Annotated in this window: 13 protein-coding genes; 4 read left to right on the top strand and 9 right to left on the bottom strand. The window is 70.5% G+C overall.

Annotation, left to right across the window (positions count from 1 at the left end; all coding sequences use genetic code 11):
* Positions 1-155: 155 nt before the first annotated feature.
* From AC07EQ_RS43260 to AC07EQ_RS43245, 4 genes are all read right to left on the bottom strand, one after another.
* Positions 156-2,480, bottom strand: coding sequence for an oxidoreductase (locus AC07EQ_RS43260; RefSeq protein WP_478393595.1), 2,325 nt, complete (start codon positions 2,478-2,480; stop codon positions 156-158).
* 191 nt (positions 2,481-2,671) lie between these two features.
* Positions 2,672-3,436, bottom strand: coding sequence for an amino acid ABC transporter ATP-binding protein (locus AC07EQ_RS43255; protein ID WP_478393594.1), 765 nt, complete (start codon positions 3,434-3,436; stop codon positions 2,672-2,674).
* On the bottom strand, positions 3,433-4,266 hold the full coding sequence (locus AC07EQ_RS43250; protein ID WP_478393593.1) for an amino acid ABC transporter permease: 834 nt from the start codon (positions 4,264-4,266) through the stop codon (positions 3,433-3,435). The genes AC07EQ_RS43255 and AC07EQ_RS43250 overlap by 4 nt, the downstream gene beginning before the upstream one ends.
* 314 nt (positions 4,267-4,580) lie before the next feature.
* On the bottom strand, positions 4,581-5,369 hold the full coding sequence (locus AC07EQ_RS43245; protein WP_478393592.1) for an ABC transporter substrate-binding protein: 789 nt from the start codon (positions 5,367-5,369) through the stop codon (positions 4,581-4,583).
* Between the two features lie 483 nt (positions 5,370-5,852).
* On the opposite strand from AC07EQ_RS43245, the gene AC07EQ_RS43240 reads away from it, so the two are divergent.
* The gene (locus AC07EQ_RS43240; RefSeq protein ID WP_478393591.1) at positions 5,853-6,632 is read left to right on the top strand and encodes an endonuclease/exonuclease/phosphatase family protein; all 780 of its coding nucleotides are present in this window, start codon (positions 5,853-5,855) and stop codon (positions 6,630-6,632) included.
* Between the two features lie 279 nt (positions 6,633-6,911).
* Here AC07EQ_RS43240 and AC07EQ_RS43235 read toward each other — a convergent pair whose 3' ends face one another.
* The 3 genes from AC07EQ_RS43235 to AC07EQ_RS43225 all read right to left on the bottom strand — a co-directional run bounded on the left by AC07EQ_RS43235 (position 6,912) and on the right by AC07EQ_RS43225 (position 11,476).
* Positions 6,912-8,981: a VanW family protein gene (locus AC07EQ_RS43235; RefSeq protein WP_478393590.1), complete on the bottom strand. Its 2,070-nt coding sequence runs from the start codon at positions 8,979-8,981 to the stop codon at positions 6,912-6,914.
* An 81-nt stretch (positions 8,982-9,062) separates the two neighbouring features.
* A complete protein-coding gene (locus tag AC07EQ_RS43230; protein ID WP_093260968.1) occupies positions 9,063-9,383 on the bottom strand; it encodes a GroES family chaperonin in 321 nt (106 codons plus the stop codon).
* A 239-nt stretch (positions 9,384-9,622) separates the two neighbouring features.
* Positions 9,623-11,476, bottom strand: coding sequence for an NHL domain-containing thioredoxin family protein (locus AC07EQ_RS43225; protein WP_478393589.1), 1,854 nt, complete (start codon positions 11,474-11,476; stop codon positions 9,623-9,625).
* Positions 11,477-11,619: 143 nt separating this feature from the next.
* Here AC07EQ_RS43225 and AC07EQ_RS43220 point away from each other — a divergent pair, with 143 nt between their 5' ends.
* Positions 11,620-12,051, top strand: a complete 432-nt coding sequence (locus AC07EQ_RS43220) for an HIT family protein (protein WP_478393588.1) — start codon at positions 11,620-11,622, stop codon at positions 12,049-12,051.
* A 158-nt stretch (positions 12,052-12,209) separates the two neighbouring features.
* On the opposite strand, the gene AC07EQ_RS43215 is transcribed toward AC07EQ_RS43220, so the two are convergent.
* Positions 12,210-12,629: a hypothetical protein gene (locus tag AC07EQ_RS43215; RefSeq protein WP_478393587.1), complete on the bottom strand. Its 420-nt coding sequence runs from the start codon at positions 12,627-12,629 to the stop codon at positions 12,210-12,212.
* A gap of 573 nt (positions 12,630-13,202) precedes the next feature.
* Between AC07EQ_RS43215 and AC07EQ_RS43210 the strand changes: the two genes are divergently transcribed.
* Positions 13,203-13,622 (top strand): hypothetical protein, encoded by a 420-nt coding sequence (locus AC07EQ_RS43210; RefSeq protein ID WP_478393586.1) that lies wholly within the window; start codon positions 13,203-13,205, stop codon positions 13,620-13,622.
* Here AC07EQ_RS43210 and AC07EQ_RS43205 read toward each other — a convergent pair.
* On the bottom strand, positions 13,609-14,799 hold the full coding sequence (locus AC07EQ_RS43205) for an AAA family ATPase (RefSeq protein WP_478393585.1): 1,191 nt from the start codon (positions 14,797-14,799) through the stop codon (positions 13,609-13,611). The genes AC07EQ_RS43210 and AC07EQ_RS43205 overlap by 14 nt on opposite strands.
* Positions 14,800-14,993: 194 nt before the next feature.
* Here AC07EQ_RS43205 and AC07EQ_RS43200 point away from each other — a divergent pair, with 194 nt between their 5' ends.
* A complete protein-coding gene (locus AC07EQ_RS43200; protein WP_478393584.1) occupies positions 14,994-16,298 on the top strand; it encodes a CoA transferase in 1,305 nt (434 codons plus the stop codon).
* Positions 16,299-16,469 lie beyond the last annotated feature (171 nt).

The following is a 16,469-nucleotide window of genomic DNA, read 5'->3' as shown; positions in this document are numbered from 1 at the left end:
AACCTCCCAAAGACGCCTCCAGGGAAAGGGCGGGGTCTACTGTTTCCACGCAAACCCCCCCCCCGTGGTCCGGGAAGCGCCGTTTTCGCGCGAAACCGGCGCTTCGCGTGAGGGCCGGGCGCCGGTTTCGCGCGAAAACGGCGCTGAAACGGTCCCTAGAGCTCTCGGTGGAGGGCTCTGGTGATGCCCGCCGCGACCGTGGTCGCCAGGATCCAGCCCGAGGCGATCAGCACCACCGTGATCCACTGCGAGTTTCCGTGCGCCTGCCACATCACGTCGTGACCGAGGTTGATGATCGGCACCAATTGGTCCACTGTGTACAGGAACGGGTTCCACACCGGGTGGTCTTCCTCGTTGATCGGGACCAGCGGGTGGTGGTCGAACCAGGTGGTGCCCGCCGCGGTCAGCAGCACCAGCCAGATCAGGGCGCGCAGCGGGCGGTAGCCGTAGCTGACCGTGATCAGCTGCAGCATGCTCCACAACCGCACCGGCCACCGGAACGCGGGCCGGGTCGCGGCCGCGATCGCCTGGTAGCGGCGACGCTGCTTCTCGATCAGCACCAGCACCGCGTGCTCTTCGTTGCCGTTGCCGCGGAACACCCGCGCCAGCTGGTCGTACGGCCCGGGCTGGTAGCGGCCGCCCGAGTTGTCGCGCAGCCAGCCGAGCCGCTCCCGCACCGCGGCCTGATCCGTCGGCTCGATGGTGGTGGTGAAGTTGTCGTACCCGAAGTCCTCGACGTCGACGCCGCCGGACGCCGCCCACAGCGACGCGCTGTCCGCGAGCAGCTCGCACTGCGCCTGCCGCAGCATGATCCGGCCCTGCGGCGCGGTCTCCGGAACCAGCGTGAGCTCCTGCGCCACCAGGCCGAAGGCGTTGATCGCGTTGCGGCTGGTGCCGTCGCCGAGCCGGCAGCCCCAGAAGTTCGCCTGCCGCCCGATCTCGGCGCGCCGCAGCTGCACCTCGCCCTCGGCGAGGAACGGCCGGCTGCCCGCCGCGCACACCAGGTCGCGCGCGATGCGCGCCGCGCGCAGGTCCAGGGAGGACTTGTAGGACATCCGGTGGCGGTGCCACGCGGGCTTGGTCAGGTGCGCCGAGCGCAGGTCGACGTTGGCGCCGATCTGGGCGCCCTGCAGCTGGATCGAGCCGACGATGTCGGTCTCCCGGCAGTCCAGGTTGCTGCCGACCACGAGCCGGCTGGCCTGCAGCACGTCGGTGCGCGGGCCGTGCAGACAGGCCTTGTTCAGCTGGAAGCTGCCGTGCACCCGGACGTCGATCATCCGCACCTGGCCGTACAGCTCGACCCGCGACGCCTCCAGGTTGCCGAGGATCTCGGTGCCGTCGATGTGCACCGAGCGCAGCGGCTGCTCGACCGACGCCTTCTTGGAGCGCGACCAGCTCAGGTCGATGTGCGCGCCGGACATCCGCAGGTCGCCGCCGACCTTCGCGCTCACCATCCGGATGGTGCCGCCGCTGCGGAAACCCTGGTCGATCTGCACGTCGCCGCGGATGTCGCCGCGGTCGATGACGAGCGTGCTGGTCGGGTCGTCGTACTGGGATTCGCCGCGCTGCGCCGGCTTGACGCCCGGTTCCAGCACGGCGTCGCGCAGCCGCAGGTCGCCGAAGATGTGCGCGCTGGGCAGGAACATCAGCCCGGCGACGGTGAACGGCCGACGCGTGAGCGGGTCGACGTCGCAGCGCAGGCTGCCGCCGATCTGGATCCCGTTGGCGTTCAACGCGTACCGGCCCCGGTTGCGCAGCGCCCCGCCGGAGAGCGTGAGGTTGCCGCCGACCTTCGCGCCGGGGATGCGGATCTCGCCCGCCGCCTGCAGCCGCAACCCGAGCAGCGCACCGGAGACGGACAGCCGGTCACCGTAGATCGCGCGGCCGCCGGGATTGCGCAGCTCGCTGTCGTTGAGCAGCAGCGAACCGCCGAGCTGGGCGTCGGCGAGGTCGACGATGCCGCCGATGCTCGTGCAGTTGCGCAGCACGGTGTCGTTGCTGGTGTTGAGGTTTCGGGCGTCGATGCCGGGGAACCGGCAGTGCCAGAGCACCAGGCCGGCGATGTTCGCCTGCCGCAGGTCGGGCGCGTGCTCGAACCGGCAGCGGACGAATTCCAGCAGGTACGGCAGGTCGGTGGCGCGCAGGTCCAGGTGCCCGGTGATCACCGCGTCCTCGACGGCGATGACCTGCTGCTGGCCGCCGCTGCGCCGGGAGAACGGCCGCCAGCCGGGTTCCTCCAGCGACTCGACCAGGCGTCGGGCGAGGTACTCGCCGCGGATCTCGCGGTCCTGGGAGTGCCGCGCCGCGTGCACGTCCAGCGGCGGGACGGCGCCTGGGATCACGCGGTCGGTTCTGCCCTGCCGGAGCAGTTCCTCGAACCGCTGCTCCGCAGCGGTGAGCGGACCGTTGCTGTCCCACGGCTTGACGACCGGCACCCGCGCCCCCGACCTAGTCCCCGACCAGCTGATCAACTTGATCACCCGAAAAGGTAGTCGATCAACTACCTATAGAACTCCGACGTGTGATCACAAGGCTTGGTTGCGATGCGCGCTGGAGTGCAGCCGGATGGCCTATTCGGTTCCACGTGAAACCTCGGCCCGGAACGAGCGAACGGCCCGTTCTCCTCGCGGTACGAGGTGAACGGGCCGTTCGCGCCGGTCCTGCCTTCAGGTCACTCCGGGGCGGGGTGGGTGTGGGTCGGGTCGAGGACGCGGGCGAGGAAGGTGCGGGTGCGCTCCTCCTTCGGCGCGCCGATCACCTCGGCCGGCGGCCCCTGCTCGATGATCCCGCCGCCGTCCATGAACAGCACCCGGTCGGCCACCTCGCGGGCGAACTGCATCTCGTGGGTGACCACGAGCATCGTCATGCCCTCGTCGGCGAGCTGCCGCATCACGCCGAGCACGTCGCCGACCAGCTCCGGGTCCAGCGCCGATGTCGGCTCGTCGAACAGCATGACCTGCGGGTTCATCGACAGCGCCCGCGCGATCGCGACCCGCTGCTGCTGGCCGCCGGAGAGCTGCGCGGGCATGGCGTCGGCCTTCTCCGACAGCCCGACCCGCTCCAGGTTCTCGCGCGCGATCTTCTCCGCCGTCGCCTTGTCCCGGCCCAGCACCTTGCGCTGCGCCACGGTCAGGTTGTCCAGCACGTGCAGGTGCGCGAACAGGTTGAACTGCTGGAACACCATGCCGATGTGCCGGCGGGCGCCGTCCAGGTCGGTGTCCGGGTCGGTGAGGTCGGTGCCGTCCACCACGACCTTGCCCCCGGTCGGCTCCTCCAGCAGGTTCACGCAGCGCAGCAGGGTGGACTTGCCGGAGCCGGACGGGCCGATGATGCAGACGACCTCGCCGCGCGCCACCTCCAGGTCGATGCCGCGCAGCACCTCCAGGGAGCCGAACGACTTGCTCAGCCCGTTGATCTCGATCATCACGTCGCTCATGCCTTGGCCCCCTTGGTCCGCGCCCCGCCGCCGTACTTGCGCTCCAGCAGGTCCGAAATCCGGGACAGCGGAATGGTGATGATCAGGTAGCACAGCCCGGCCACCAGCAGCGGCGTGAGCGATGCGTACTCGTTCAGCGCCGCCCGGCCGAACTTCGCCAGCTCGTACTCGTTGGCGGCCAGGCCGAGCAGGTAGACCAGCGACGAGTCCTTGGTCAGCAGGATCAGCTCGTTGGTCAGCGGCGGCAGGATGATCCGCAACGCCTGCGGCATCACCACGGTGAGCATGGTCCGGGTCGGCGACATGCCCAGCGAACGGGCCGCCTCGATCTGCCCCTTCGGCACCGCCTGGACGCCGGCGCGGATGGTCTCGGCCATGTAGGCGGCGCCGACCAGACCGAGCGCCAGCATCACGGTGGAGTAGATGTCGAACCGCAGCTGGAAGGCGATCGGCACGCCGAAGCCCAGCGCGATGAACACCAGCAGCGCGGGCAGGCCGCGGAACAGCTCGATGTAGCCGGTGGCGATCCACCGGTACGGGCCGACCGGCGACATCTTCATCAACGCCAGCACGATGCCCAGCCCGAGGCCGAACCCGAAGCCGAGCGCGGTGTAGATGATGGTGTTGACCAGCGCCGTGGTGATCACGGCGGGGAACTGCGCGATCGCCACGTCGACGTTGAAGAACGCCCGCGCGATGGAGTCCCAGTCCGCGACCAAGGCCACCACGAGGACGACCACGATCAGCACGGCGTACTGGATGCCGCGGTTGAGCCTGGCCTTCTGCCGTCGGCCCAGCCCCGACTTGGGCCGCTCGGTGTCGGTTGTCATGAAGTCTCCTGATCAGTGTTCGGGGCCGGCGGTGGAGCACCCGCCGACCCCGTCCGTTGGCATTGGAGCGCGTTGCTCGCCATCCGATCGCACAGATCGGTAGTTCGACGTACTCGGCTGTGGTTGTCGTCAGGCAAGCGGCGAAGCCGCTTTCGACCACCTGCGCAGGTCGACCACCCGCGGGTTCTCAGAGGTCGTCTCGCGAGGACAGCCCCGATGCCGCGTATTGGTCATACACAAGTCGGGGATCCCGCAGTCGAGACGGCGTCTGAGGTTCCGCTAGGTGACCACCTGAGCAAACCAGCCACCAACCGTCACTGCGGCTTCTTGCCGAACCACTTCTCGTAGATCTTGTCGTACTCGCCGGTTTCCTTGAGCTTCTTCAGGGCGGCGTTGACCCGGTCCTTCAGCGCCGTGTTGCCGGTGGCCATGCCGATGCCGTACTGGTCGCCGGTGCTGAACTCGTTGGTGATCTCGACGTTCGGGTTGTTCTTGACGAAGTCGCCGAAGACGCTGTTGTCGTTGATCGCCGCGTCGACCTGGCCGGTCTCCACCGCGGTCACCGACAGCGGCAGGTCCTCGAACTGGACGACCTCGTAGCCGTTGGCGTCCTTGTTCTCGTTCGCGTACTTCTCACCGGTGGTGGCCAGCTGGACGCCCAGCTTCTTGCCGCGCAGGTCGGCCAGGTTGCGGATGCCCGAGCCCTTCTTCGTCATCAGCGCCTGGGTGGAGTCGAAGTACGGGTCGGAGAAGTCGAAGTTCTCCTCGCGGGGCGGCGTGATGCTCATGGCCGCGGCGGCCACGTCGCAGCGCCGCGTGTTGAGGTCCTCGCCGGACTGGATGCCCTCGAACGGGGTGTCCAGGATTTCCTGCTTCAGGCCCATGTCCGCGGCGATCGCGTCGACCAGGTCGACGTCGAAGCCGACGATCTTCCCCTGGTCGTGGAACTGGAAGGGCTTGTAGTCCATGTGCGTGCAGGTCGTGAGGATGCCCGGCTTGATCACCTCCACGCCGCCGTCCGCTGTGCCCCCACCGCCGGTGGTGGACTCGGCACAGCCCGCCGCGACGGCGGTGGCCAGGGCCAGAGCGGGCAGCAGAGCCATCGCTCGTAGTGTTCTGCGACGCGCCACGATGTCACTCCTAGTAGGTGAGAACGCGAGTGTTCGAATGGTGCCACTCGTTCGGGCGTAATCCCAATGCTGAGTGTTGCGAAGCCATCAAGTTTTCGGTCCGCACCCGGTCGCGGGTCGGCCGGCGATCGGAAACCTGCCAGCGGACCGGGGCGAAGACGAAAGATATTCCGCCGAACCTCCCCTGTTCGTGCGGGTTGTCGCCCGCTACTGCCGAATGGCACTCAGTCTCATGTGGTATGTGCCACTGGTCAACAGGGAGTGCTCGACGGGCTTCGCAACGCGCTCGCGAGGCCCCTGCGGACGATCACTGCTCGTACACGCAACGTGTCCGGACGGGTGCACTTGACGAGAAGTCGCCACTACCCCATCCGGCGGTCGAGCGGATATTCGCTGGTGAGCAGACTTTCGACGGGGTGCCGAGCCCGCGGCGCCGAGAGCCCTGAGGAGGTCCCGATGAAGCGTGCCGGCCTGCGCCGATCGGCCGCGCTGTGGATCGCAGCGGCACTGGCCGCGCTCGCCGCCGTCGCCGTCCCGGTCGCCCAGGCGCAGACCACGGCGGCCCAGCCCTTCACCGTGCTCCAGCTCAACCTCTGCAACAGCGGCTTCGCCGACTGCTACGCGGGGGGCAAGTCGGTCGACTCGGCGATCGCCGCGATCCAGCAGCGCCGGCCGGACGTGGTGACGATCAACGAGGTCTGCGCCCCGGACATCACCCGCATGACGCACGAAACGGGCTACCGCTGGGCGTTCGCCCCGGTCGGCGACGAGGCGACCGGCAGCCCGTTCGCCTGCAAGGACGGGCGCGGCGACTACGGCGTCGCCATCCTGACCAACCCCGATCTCGGGGCCGCGGGCGAGGCGGTCGAGCGGCAGTACGCCGCGCAGGACGGCGGCAACGAGCAGCGGGTGCTGCTGTGCGTGCCGTACTCCAAGGTCGCCGCGTGCACCACGCACCTGTCCGCGAGCGACGGCCAGGTCGCGGCCGAGCAGTGCCGGGAGCTCTCCGGCGTCGCGACCGCGCTCGGCGCCGAGTCGGTGATCGGCGGAGACCTGAATCTGGTCGCCGGCGGCAACCCCGACGTGCAGGGCTGCGTGCCCGACGGCTGGTACCGCACGGACGACGGCAGCGTGCAGCACGTGCTGGCGATGGACGTGTTCCGGTTGGAGCACGCCGAAACGATCCCGATCGACGGCACCGACCACCCCGGTCTGCTCGTCGCGACCACCCGCTGAAAGCCTGTCTGGCGAACTCGTTTTGCGTGGCGGTGCAGGTGGCGGAACCTCAGACGCCTTCTCGCTGTGGGATCCCCGACATCATGAATGCCAATTCACCACGTCGGGGCTGTCCTCGCGAGAAGACGCCTGAGAACCCGCGGCGGTGCAAGTTGCGTACGTGGGTTAAGCGGCTGCGCCGCTTCAAAGACAAAGATCAAACCGGGTTTAAGGTAGGCGCTGAAACGCGAGAGCGGTCGCCCCGGGAGACCGGGACGACCGCTCGTCGGCGACTCGCCGTCAGCGCGGCGGGGCGGGCGCTCCGCCCGGCGGCGCGCCGCAGTGGATGATCGGCTGCGGGTTGTAGACGGTGTGCTGGGTCTCGGTGCGCACCTGGCCGGTGGTCACGTCCTTGATGGTCCGGGTGTCGTTCACCGAGAAGCCCGGCGAGCCCTTGCTCGCACTGCACGGCTCGCCCGGCGGCACGACCTTCTCCTGCGGCTGCGTCGGGCTGGTCCGCTCGCCGGTCTGCGAGGACACGTCGAACTGCTTGGTGCCCCAGAGCTGCACCGTGATCGACGACGGCGTCCAGCGGGTGGTGATCATGATCCCGCTCTTGGCGACGTTCTTGAACTTGACGTCGATGATGCTCGCGCCGCTGGGGCTCTGGAACACGGTGGCCTCGCGGCCCGCCGGGTAGCGGCTGATGTAGTAGCTGTGCGCCTTGTGCTCGACGTTCTGCATGCCGGCGAAGTACGAGGCGTTGTACAGCGTGGTGGCGAACTGCGAGATGCCACCGCCGACGGCCCGGCCCGGGCGGCCGTTCTCGATGATCCCGGACTCGACGTAGCCCTGCGGGATCCCGCGCGGCCCGGTGTGCCCGTTGAGGCTGAAGACCTCGCCCGGCTTGATGATCGCGCCGTTGACCTGCTCGGCGGTCCGCCGGATGTTCACCCCGGACGCGGGCTCGAACCCACCGGTGGTGAACTCGCCGACCACCTCGCGGATGCCCATCTGGTTGGCCTGCTCGGTGGTGAACTTGGCGGGTTCGTGCACGTAGATGGCCTGCACCGCGCGGTCCTGCGGCCTGCGGAGCACCTCGTCGATCCGCTCGAAGCTCTTGTTCCAGTCGACGCCGATGCCGTCGGTGGACGGCCGGACCACCGGCGCGCCGCCTTCCAGGACGATCTCGGCGTCCTTGCCCTGCTTGATCGTGTCGGCCAGCTGCGGTTCGACGCTGCCGATCGCGGCCGGCAGGTCCACGTGGGACTTCAGCCCGCCGGCGCCGTCCGGCTCGAACCGCAGCGCCGCGGCGATCGCCGCAGGCGCCAGGGTCGCGTCCTTGCCCTGGCCGCGCACCGTCACCGGCGCGGACACCGCGGGCTGCGCCACCTCGCGCAGCGCCCGCTGCACGCCCTCGCTGGTCGTGCTGACCGGCTGTTCGGTGAAGGGCACCTGCACGGCGACGTCGTCCGCCCAGTGGGTGAGCACCTCCTCGGTGGCCCGCTGCACGTCGATGGTCTGCCCGGTGATCGGGTCGACGGCGACCGGCTTGGTGCCCTCGAACCGGATGGTGCCCTCGGCCGGGGCCCGGTCCAGCTGCGGCCGGGTCTGCTCCAGCGCCTGGACCAGCTGCTCGCGGTCGCCGTGGCTGACCGGGGCGACCTCGCGCGTGGTGAACAGCGAGCCGATCCGGGTGAACGGGTTCAGCGGCTGGCTGCCCGCCTGCTGGACGGTCGCCGTCCAGTCCATCTGCAGCCCGGCCTGCTCCGGGTTGATCGTGGCGGTGCGGTCGCCGACCCGCAGCTCGACGGGCTCGTCAAGGCCTGGGCCGAGCTTCTCGCGGAGCTCCGTCTCGGCGGCGGTCTCGTCCAGACCGCCGATGTCGACGCCGGCCACCACCGTGCCGCGCGGCACCTGGCCGCTGGTGAGGACCAGGTCGCCGACGTAGAGCAGCACCAGTGCGCCGACCACGGCGCCGGCGGCGATGCCGGCGCGGATCAGGCCGCGGCGCTTCTTGTCGGCGCCGGACGGCGGCGGGGTCGCGGCGGCCCAGCCGCCGGGCTGGGCGCCGACCTGCGGGATCGCCTGGGTCTCGCCGATGCGGAAGGTGGAGAAGTCGCCGGGCACCGCGGCGATCCGGGCGGTCCGCTCGGCGTCGGACTCCGGTGCCGGCCGCTGGGCTTCCGGCTTCGCGGCGCCCGGCAGGTTGGGGCGGGTGCGTTCGTCGAAGTCGGCCTGCACCGGTGGGATCCGGGTGGTCTGCTCGACGCTGGTCTCCGGCTGGGCCTCGCCGGAACGTTCCGGGTCGGTGCGCATCCGTTCGGTCGACGGCTCGGCACCGCTTCGATGATCGTGGTTTTCCGGCACCGCTTCCCCTTCTCGTGTCGGTCGTGCGGTGGGGCGCGTGACGATATCGGCGGCCGGCTCCGCGAGGGAAGGCCGCGTCGACTACAGGTACAGCCCGGTGCCCTGTTCGGTGCGTTCGCTGGCCACGGCGTGCAGGTCCCGCTCCCGCATCACGAGGTAGGCCTGGCCCTGGACCTCGACCTCGAACTGCTCGTCGGGGTTGAACAACACCTGGTCGCCGACCTTCACCGTGCGCACGTGACTGCCCACGCCGAAGACCTCGCCCCACAGCAGCCGCTTGGCCACCTGGGCGGTCGCCGGAATCACGATGCCGCCGCTGCTGCGGCGTTCGCCGGATTCCGGGGAGATGCGCACCATGACCCGGTCGTGCAGCATCTGGATTTCGAGCTTGGCATCGGTCACCCGAAAAGTTTACTTGCCGCCGCCGGGCGACCAACCGGCCAGGGCAGGGCTTTCGCGCCCGCCACGGCGGATCCACTGGTGCCACCAACGGTTTTCGCTGGTCAAGCACTCGCGAGTGGTTTGGAGTGCTTATAGCGCTCCAAACCGCACACGAGCATCTACCTGCGGAAACGCGAGCACGCGGCGTGCCCGGCGGCCCCTGTCAACACCCGGTGCGGTGGTCCACCGGGGCCGCGAGATCACGCCTCGGCGTCAAGGCCGCCCATCACCAGCGGCAACCGCTTCGGCCCGGCGGCCGCGATCTTGATCGGCACGCCCCAGTCCTGCCTGGTCAGGCGGCAGGCCGGGTGCTCGACCGACGGGTCGTCGTCGCAGCTGGCGGCCTGCGCCACCACGTGCAGCACGCCCTGCTCGATGCCCTCGGCCAGCACCAGGCGCCGCGTCAGATCGGTGCCCACGCCGGCGCCTTCGACCAGCAGTTCCGCCGGCGACGAGGTGATCTCCAGCCGGGTCGACGGCCCGTAGCGCTCGTCCAGCTTGGTCCCCGGCGGCGGCGTGAACACCACGGCGAGCTCGACCGCGCCGCTGCCGATTTCCGTGGCGGGCCGCTTGACCTGCTGCGACGCCCCCTCGACGAGGCGCGCCGCGACGCCCGGCGGCACCGGCCGCTCGAGCCGGTGCGCGGCGGAGGCGACCACGACGAGCTCCCCGTCCACCACGGCCGCGCCGGAGGGCTCCGCGACATCGGTGGCCAGCGTCGACACCTCGCCGGTCGCCGGCTCGTAGCGCCGGACGGCGCCGTTGTAGGTGTCGCAGACCGCGACCGATCCGTCGGGCAGGACCGCGACGCCGAGCGGGTGCTGTAGCAGCGCCTTCTCGGCGGGGCCGTCGGCGTGGCCGAAGTCGAACAGCCCGGTGCCGACGGCCGTGCGGACCTCGAAGCCATCGCCCGCGGCCTCGACCCAGCGCAGCGCGGAGGTCTCGGAGTCGGCCAGCCAAAGCCGGTCGCCGCCGTCGGCCAGCCCGGACGGCTGCGCGAAGAACGCCTCGTCGGCGGCGCCGTCGCGCAGGCCCTCGACCGTCGTCCCGGCGAACCGCCGGACCTCACCCGCGACCGGGTCGAACAGGCCGAGCGTGTGGTTGCCCGCCATCGCGATCACGACGCCGCCGGCCGGTTCCCACCAGGCGACGTCCCAGGGGCTGGTCAGCGGCGTCTCCAGCGCGGGTCCGCCGTCGGCGCCGTCGCGCCACTGCTCGCCCGTCCCGGCCAGGGTGATGACCTCGCCGTCCGCGAGCCGGACGCCACGCAGCAGGTGGTTGACGGTGTCGGCGACGACGACGTCGTAGCCGACCCGCTCGGCGACGTGCTGCGGCAGCAGCGCGAGACCGGCGGGCTCGGAGAACTCGGCGGCAGCGCCGTCCGCGCGACCACGCCGACCAGCGCCGATGCGGCGCACCACGGTCTCGCCGTCGGCGGCGAACTCGACCAGCGAGTGGTTCGCGGAGTCCGACACCAGCAGGTTCCCGCTCGGCAGGGCGATGACCTTGCCGGGGAAGCGGAGCGTGGTCTCGGGCGCCTCCGGCGGCACGTAAGGGCCGTTCCCGCGGTGCAGCGTGCCCTTGGCCTCGTGCTCGGCGATGATCTCGGTGATCACGCTGCGCAGCGCCTCGACGTGCCCCTCACCAGCGGCGACGTGCACGACGTAGCCCTCGGGGTCGACGACGACCAGCGTCGGCCAAGCCTTGACCGCGTAGTTCTGCCAGGTGGTCAGCTCCGGATCGTCGAGCACCGGGTGGTGCACGGCGTAGCGCTCGACGGCGGCGACCAGCGCATCCGGATCGGCCTCGTGCTCGAACTTCGGCGAGTGCACGCCGACGGTGACGACCTCCTCGGCGAACTCGGCCTCCAAGGGCCGCAGCTCGTCGAGCACGTGCAAGCAGTTGATGCAGCAGAACGTCCAGAAGTCCAGGACGAGGATCTTGCCGCGGAAGTCGGCAAGCTTGAGGTCCTCGCCGCCGGTGTTCAGCCACTGGCGGCCGATCAGCTCGGGGGCGCGGACACGGGCACGGCGTTTCTGCTGCTCAGCACTCACGCCCGCAGTCAACAACACACCGCCGCGCAGTGTTCCGACGGGTGCGACCTCCCGAGTCACGTCTCACTCCTCGGAGGGGGAGACACCGACCGGCGTACGGGAGATCATGCTGTCTGCTACCGGAAGACGGGGTCGAGGGCGGCATGAGCGACGAGTGCGTGTTCTGCGAAGTAGTCCGCGGAGAAGCGGAATCCAGCGTCGTCTACGACGACGCTGACGTTCTGGCGTTCATGGATCTTCAGCCGGTGACGCCCGGGCACCTGCTGGTGGTGCCGAAGACCCATGCCGTCGGGCTCGAAGACCTCGACGTGGAGCACGGCCAGAAGCTCTGGGCGGTCGGTCATCGACTCTCCAGGGTCCTCCGCCGATCAGGGCTTCGGTGCGACGGCATCAACCTGTTCCTGGCCGACGGAGAGGCGGCGTTCCAGGAGATCTTCCACGTCCATCTCCACGTGTTCCCCCGGTTCGCCGGCGACAGCTTTCGGATAGCCGCGGACTGGCGCGAGCGTGCGCGAAGCGAGCTCGACGATACGGCCGCCGTCCTGCGGGAGACCCTCGCGGCTCTGACCGCCTGAACGCCCAGAAGTCCAGGACCAGGGCTTCGCCCGGAAGTCGACGAGCTCAAGGACACCGGCGTTCTCCGCAGGACGCGGGCACGATGTTCCTGCTGCTCAGCGCACGTCTTGGCGGGCGGTGTCCCGCCGGATGCGGTCTGTCCCCGGAACGAAGCCGGTCAGCCCCGGGTCCAGGAGGGCCACCACGGCGGGACGTGGTCGACGCACTCGCCGAGCTGGGCCGGCTCGGCCCAGTAGAAGTACACCGCCCCCACCTCCGCGTAGAACGCCACCGCGACGACCAGCGCGATACCGACGACAGCCGCCGTCCGCGGGTGCCGGAGCCGGCGCGCGGCGGAGCAGATCAGCGGGAAGGTCACCCCGAACACGACGACGTTGAGCACGAACAGCACCGGCACCGACAGCATCAGCGCGAACCCGTAGCGCTCGGTGTCGGTGAGGCAGGCGGCCCATGCCGCGCCGACGACGAAGTACTCGGCCGCCGTCAGCAGCGGCACGAGAACCGCAGCCGCGAGCAGGCCTGTGCCCACGCCTTTCCCGGACCTGCGCTCGGGAGCGCGCTGCTGTTCAGCACTCACGCCCGCAGTCAACAGCACACCGTCGCGCGGAGTCGGCGGATTGGACCAACCCGCCCGGCCGCGGGTCAGAGGCGGTTGCGATCGCGGACGTAGAAGGCCGTGGCCGCCAAGGTGGGGACCAGGGCGCCGACCAGGACGATGACGGCTTCCATTCGCGACTCCCTTCGCGCGCGACGACGGTTCACCGGGGGACCCGGGAATAACGCCGGGTTCGGCTGGTTTCAGGTGGTGGGGTGGGCGAGATGCCCGATACCGGCGGAGTGCCGGAATTGGAAAGCCCCGCGATGCTGCCAGGTCGGGGGTCCGACAGCACCGCGGGGTCATCCTGCATATCGACGCCCGACGGCTTCCCGTTACACACATGTCGACATGTGTCTCAGGTCACCGCGATCCGACCCGGACCGGCGACGCCATCGGTCTTTATACAGCTCTCTAGAAACTGAGCTAGATAAGCCTAGAAAGACGTAGCGACGGGTCGGCCCCACTAGGGGACATCTCCGGGGGAACGCCCGATGAGCTGCGGCGATCCGCGCGGCACACTCCGAGGTGATCACCTTTCGGAAGGGCTCGACCATGCGCGAACAACCCGCCGCCGTGCGGAACTCGATCCTGCTCTGGCTGATCGCCGTGGGCGCCGGCGTCGTCGAAACGCTGATCCACGTCGTCCAGGCGCCGACCGGCCCGCTGCTGCTGCAGGCCGCGGTCCGGATGCTCATCTACGCCGCCCTCGCCGCCCTGGTGCTCCGGCTCCGCAGCGGCCAGAACCGGGTGCGCGTCGCGCTGGCCGTGCTGCTCGGCGGCATCGGGATGCTGAGCATGGTGGGGCCGCCGCTCGTCTCGGCGCTGACCGGCGGCGGGATCGCCCCACCCGCGGACGCCTGGCAGCTCGCCTTCGTCCTGGTCCGCGCGCTGCACGTGATCGCCGTGGCCGGCGCGCTGGTGGCGATGTTCCAGCCGAGCGCCAACCGGTTCTTCCGGGCTATTCCTGCGTGAGCAGGTAGCGGCCGAAGTGCGGGACGGTGAACGCGATCAGGCCGCGTTCGCCCGAGTACACCAGGCCCTTCTTGATCAGGCTGTCGCGCGCCGGGGACAGCGAGGACGGGCGGCGCTCCAGGTGCTCCGCGATGGACGCCGTCGGCGCCGGTTCGTCGCGGCCCTCGACGAGCTCCGCCATCGCCCGCAGGTACTCGCGCTCGGCGGGCGTGGCCCGCTCGTAGCGGGAGCCGAAGAAGCCGACCGCGAGCTCGGTCTCCGCCTCCGGCGCCGCCAGCCGGACGTCCTCGTCGCTGATCTCCGCGCGCACCGCCGCGTCCCAGGTCGCCTTGCCGTAGGACTGCACGAAGTACGGGTAGCCACCGGAGATCGTGAACAGGGCGTCCAGGGCGGCCGAGGTGATCCCGGCGTCCTCCCGCTCGATGGGGGCGACGACGGCGCGGTCGGCGTCCGAGCGTGCCAGCCGGTCGATCCGCACGTAGCGGAACAGCCGCTCGGAGTAGGATTTGCTCGCCGACAGCACGGCGGGCAGGTGCGGCAGCCCCGCGCCGACGACCACCAGCGGCGCGCCGGACTGGGACAGCTCGTGGCAGGCGGCGCACAGCGCCGAGACGTCGGCGGGCTGCACGTCCTGCATCTCGTCGATCAGCAGTGCGATGCCGGTGCCGACGTCCGCGGCCAGCTCGGCGACCTCGGTGAACAGCTCGACGAGGTCGATCTCGATGTCCCCGGAGTCGGCCCGGCCCTGGGCGGCGGGCACGTCGATGCCCGGCTGCCAGCGGTCCCGCAGCTTCGCGCCGTCCGGATTCGCCTTCAGCGCGAACGCCTTCAGGACGGCGAGCACCTCCTCGACGCGGTCCGGGGCGCGGTGCCGGACGGCGAGATCGCGGATCGCGCGGTGCAGCGCGGCGGACAGCGGGCGCCGCAGCCCGGCCTCCGGGCGGGCCTCCACCTTGCCCGCGCCCCAGCCGCGCTTGACCGCCATCGAACGCAGCTCGCCGAGCAGCACCGTCTTGCCGACGCCGCGCAGGCCGGTGAGCACCAGACTGCGCTCCGGGCGACCGCGCGCGACTCGTTCGAGCACGACGTCGAAGGCGTCGACCTCGCGATCCCGGCCGGCCAGTTCGGGCGGCCGCTGTCCGGCGCCGGGGGCGAAGGGGTTGCGGACCGGGTCCATTCCTCGGACTTTATCCAGTCGTCTAGCGCTGATTCGATATTCGGCGAGAAACCGCGATGGGTGTGTTGGCGCCGGCTCGACGGATATTCGCTTGTCTAGGGAAATCGCTAGATCGCGCGATACTCCGGAATCCGGGCCTGTGATCTTCGGCTGGACCTGCTGCGGTGGCCGCTTCGAGCACCGAGGATCTGGCCATGGAGCCCTGGCTGAACCCGTTGTCGGAAGCGCTGGGAGCACTCGGGGTCGATCGCGATCCCGCCGAGCTGGCCGTGGTCGGCGACCTCGGGCACCTCACGTCGCGGCTGCCGGTGGAGGACACCGCGATCGCCTGCGTCGGCGCGGCGCTGCTCTCGTCGACCCGGCGGCCCGTCGAGCTCGCGGCCGGGCACGTCGCCGCCGCGATGCGCAGCGAGACCCACCTCCGGCTCGACGGCGAGCCGGTGCTGGACGGCTTCACGCCGATGTCGCGGTTCTGGCGAACCGCGGACGGCTGGGTCCGCACGCACGGCAACTACCCCTGGCACCGAGAAGCGCTGGTGCGCGCCCTCGGCACGCCCGATGACGTCGCGGCCGTGGCGTCGGCGATCGGGGAGCTCCCGGCGCGCGAGGTGGAATCACGCGTGGTCGAGGCCGGCGGGATCGCCGCCGCCGTGCGCACTCCGCAGGAATGGCTGGCCGAGCCGCCGGGCCGGGCCGTCGCGGCTCAGCCGCTCGTCGGGACGGACCGGATCGGCGACGCCGCGCCGCGGAGCCGGGGAGACCGGCTCCGGGTGCTCGACCTGACGCGGGTGATCGCCGGGCCGGTGTGCACCCGCTTCCTCGCGGCGCTCGGCGCGGACGTGCTGCGCGTCGACCCGCCGCACCGCCCGGAACGCCCCGGCAGCTACGACACGCTGCTCGGCAAGCGCACCGCCGTGCTCGACGCGGATGAGCCGGAAGGCCTTGCGCTGCTTCACGAACTGCTGGCCGGGGCAGATGTGCTCGTGCACGGCTACCGGCCGGGCGCGCTCCGCCGCTTCGGGCTCGGCGCCGAGGAGCTCGCCGAACGGCATCCGGGCCTGGTGGTGGTCTCGCTGTCGGCATGGGGAACGGCCGGGCCGTGGGGCGAGCGGCGCGGTTTCGACAGCATCGTGCAGGCCGCCTCCGGAATCGCCACCGTCGAGTCCACATCGGACGAACCGGGCGCGCTGCCCTGCCAGTTGCTCGACCACGGCACCGGTTACCTCTGCGCGGCAGCGGTGCTCGACGGCCTGCGGCGGCAGTCCGAGACCGGCGGCACGTGGCTCCGCGAACTCTCCCTGGCGCGGACCGCGCACTGGCTCCTCGGTCGGCCCCGCACGGAACGACCGCCGGTCCCCGCGGACGCCGAACCCTGGCTGACCGAACTCGACTCCCCGGACCGCCGGATCACGGCCGTGGCCCCGCCTGGCCGGATCGGCGGAAAACCCCTGACCTGGTCCAAGATCCACACCTACGCCACCGACGAACCCCGCTGGTAGCACCGGGTCCTGCCGAGGAGTCGCTCCGGGATGCGGGTGCGGGCGAGCCGGGGCCACCCGGGACGCAGGATGCCGCTTTCGATGCTCCTATTGTTTGTCAAGTGGTGGTGAGGGCGAGGTCTGTGGTGATGGTGCGGTAGATCTTGCGGGCGAGGTAGCGTTTCAGGCATC

The organism is Saccharopolyspora sp. NPDC045839, from assembly GCF_056431645.1.
This window is presented reverse-complemented; position numbering and strand designations above follow the sequence as displayed.

Excerpts from the sequence above, each read along its gene's own strand:
- AC07EQ_RS43255 (WP_478393594.1), bottom strand. The coding sequence starts at position 3,436 with ATGAGCGACGTGATGATCGAGATCAACGGGCTGAGCAAGTCGTTCGGC.
- AC07EQ_RS43250 (WP_478393593.1), bottom strand. The coding sequence starts at position 4,266 with ATGACAACCGACACCGAGCGGCCCAAGTCGGGGCTGGGCCGACGGCAG.
- AC07EQ_RS43245 (WP_478393592.1), bottom strand. The coding sequence starts at position 5,369 with ATGGCTCTGCTGCCCGCTCTGGCCCTGGCCACCGCCGTCGCGGCGGGC.
- AC07EQ_RS43240 (WP_478393591.1), top strand. The coding sequence starts at position 5,853 with ATGAAGCGTGCCGGCCTGCGCCGATCGGCCGCGCTGTGGATCGCAGCG.
- AC07EQ_RS43220 (WP_478393588.1), top strand. The coding sequence starts at position 11,620 with ATGAGCGACGAGTGCGTGTTCTGCGAAGTAGTCCGCGGAGAAGCGGAA.
- AC07EQ_RS43210 (WP_478393586.1), top strand. The coding sequence starts at position 13,203 with ATGCGCGAACAACCCGCCGCCGTGCGGAACTCGATCCTGCTCTGGCTG.
- AC07EQ_RS43205 (WP_478393585.1), bottom strand. The coding sequence starts at position 14,799 with ATGGACCCGGTCCGCAACCCCTTCGCCCCCGGCGCCGGACAGCGGCCG.
- AC07EQ_RS43200 (WP_478393584.1), top strand. The coding sequence starts at position 14,994 with ATGGAGCCCTGGCTGAACCCGTTGTCGGAAGCGCTGGGAGCACTCGGG.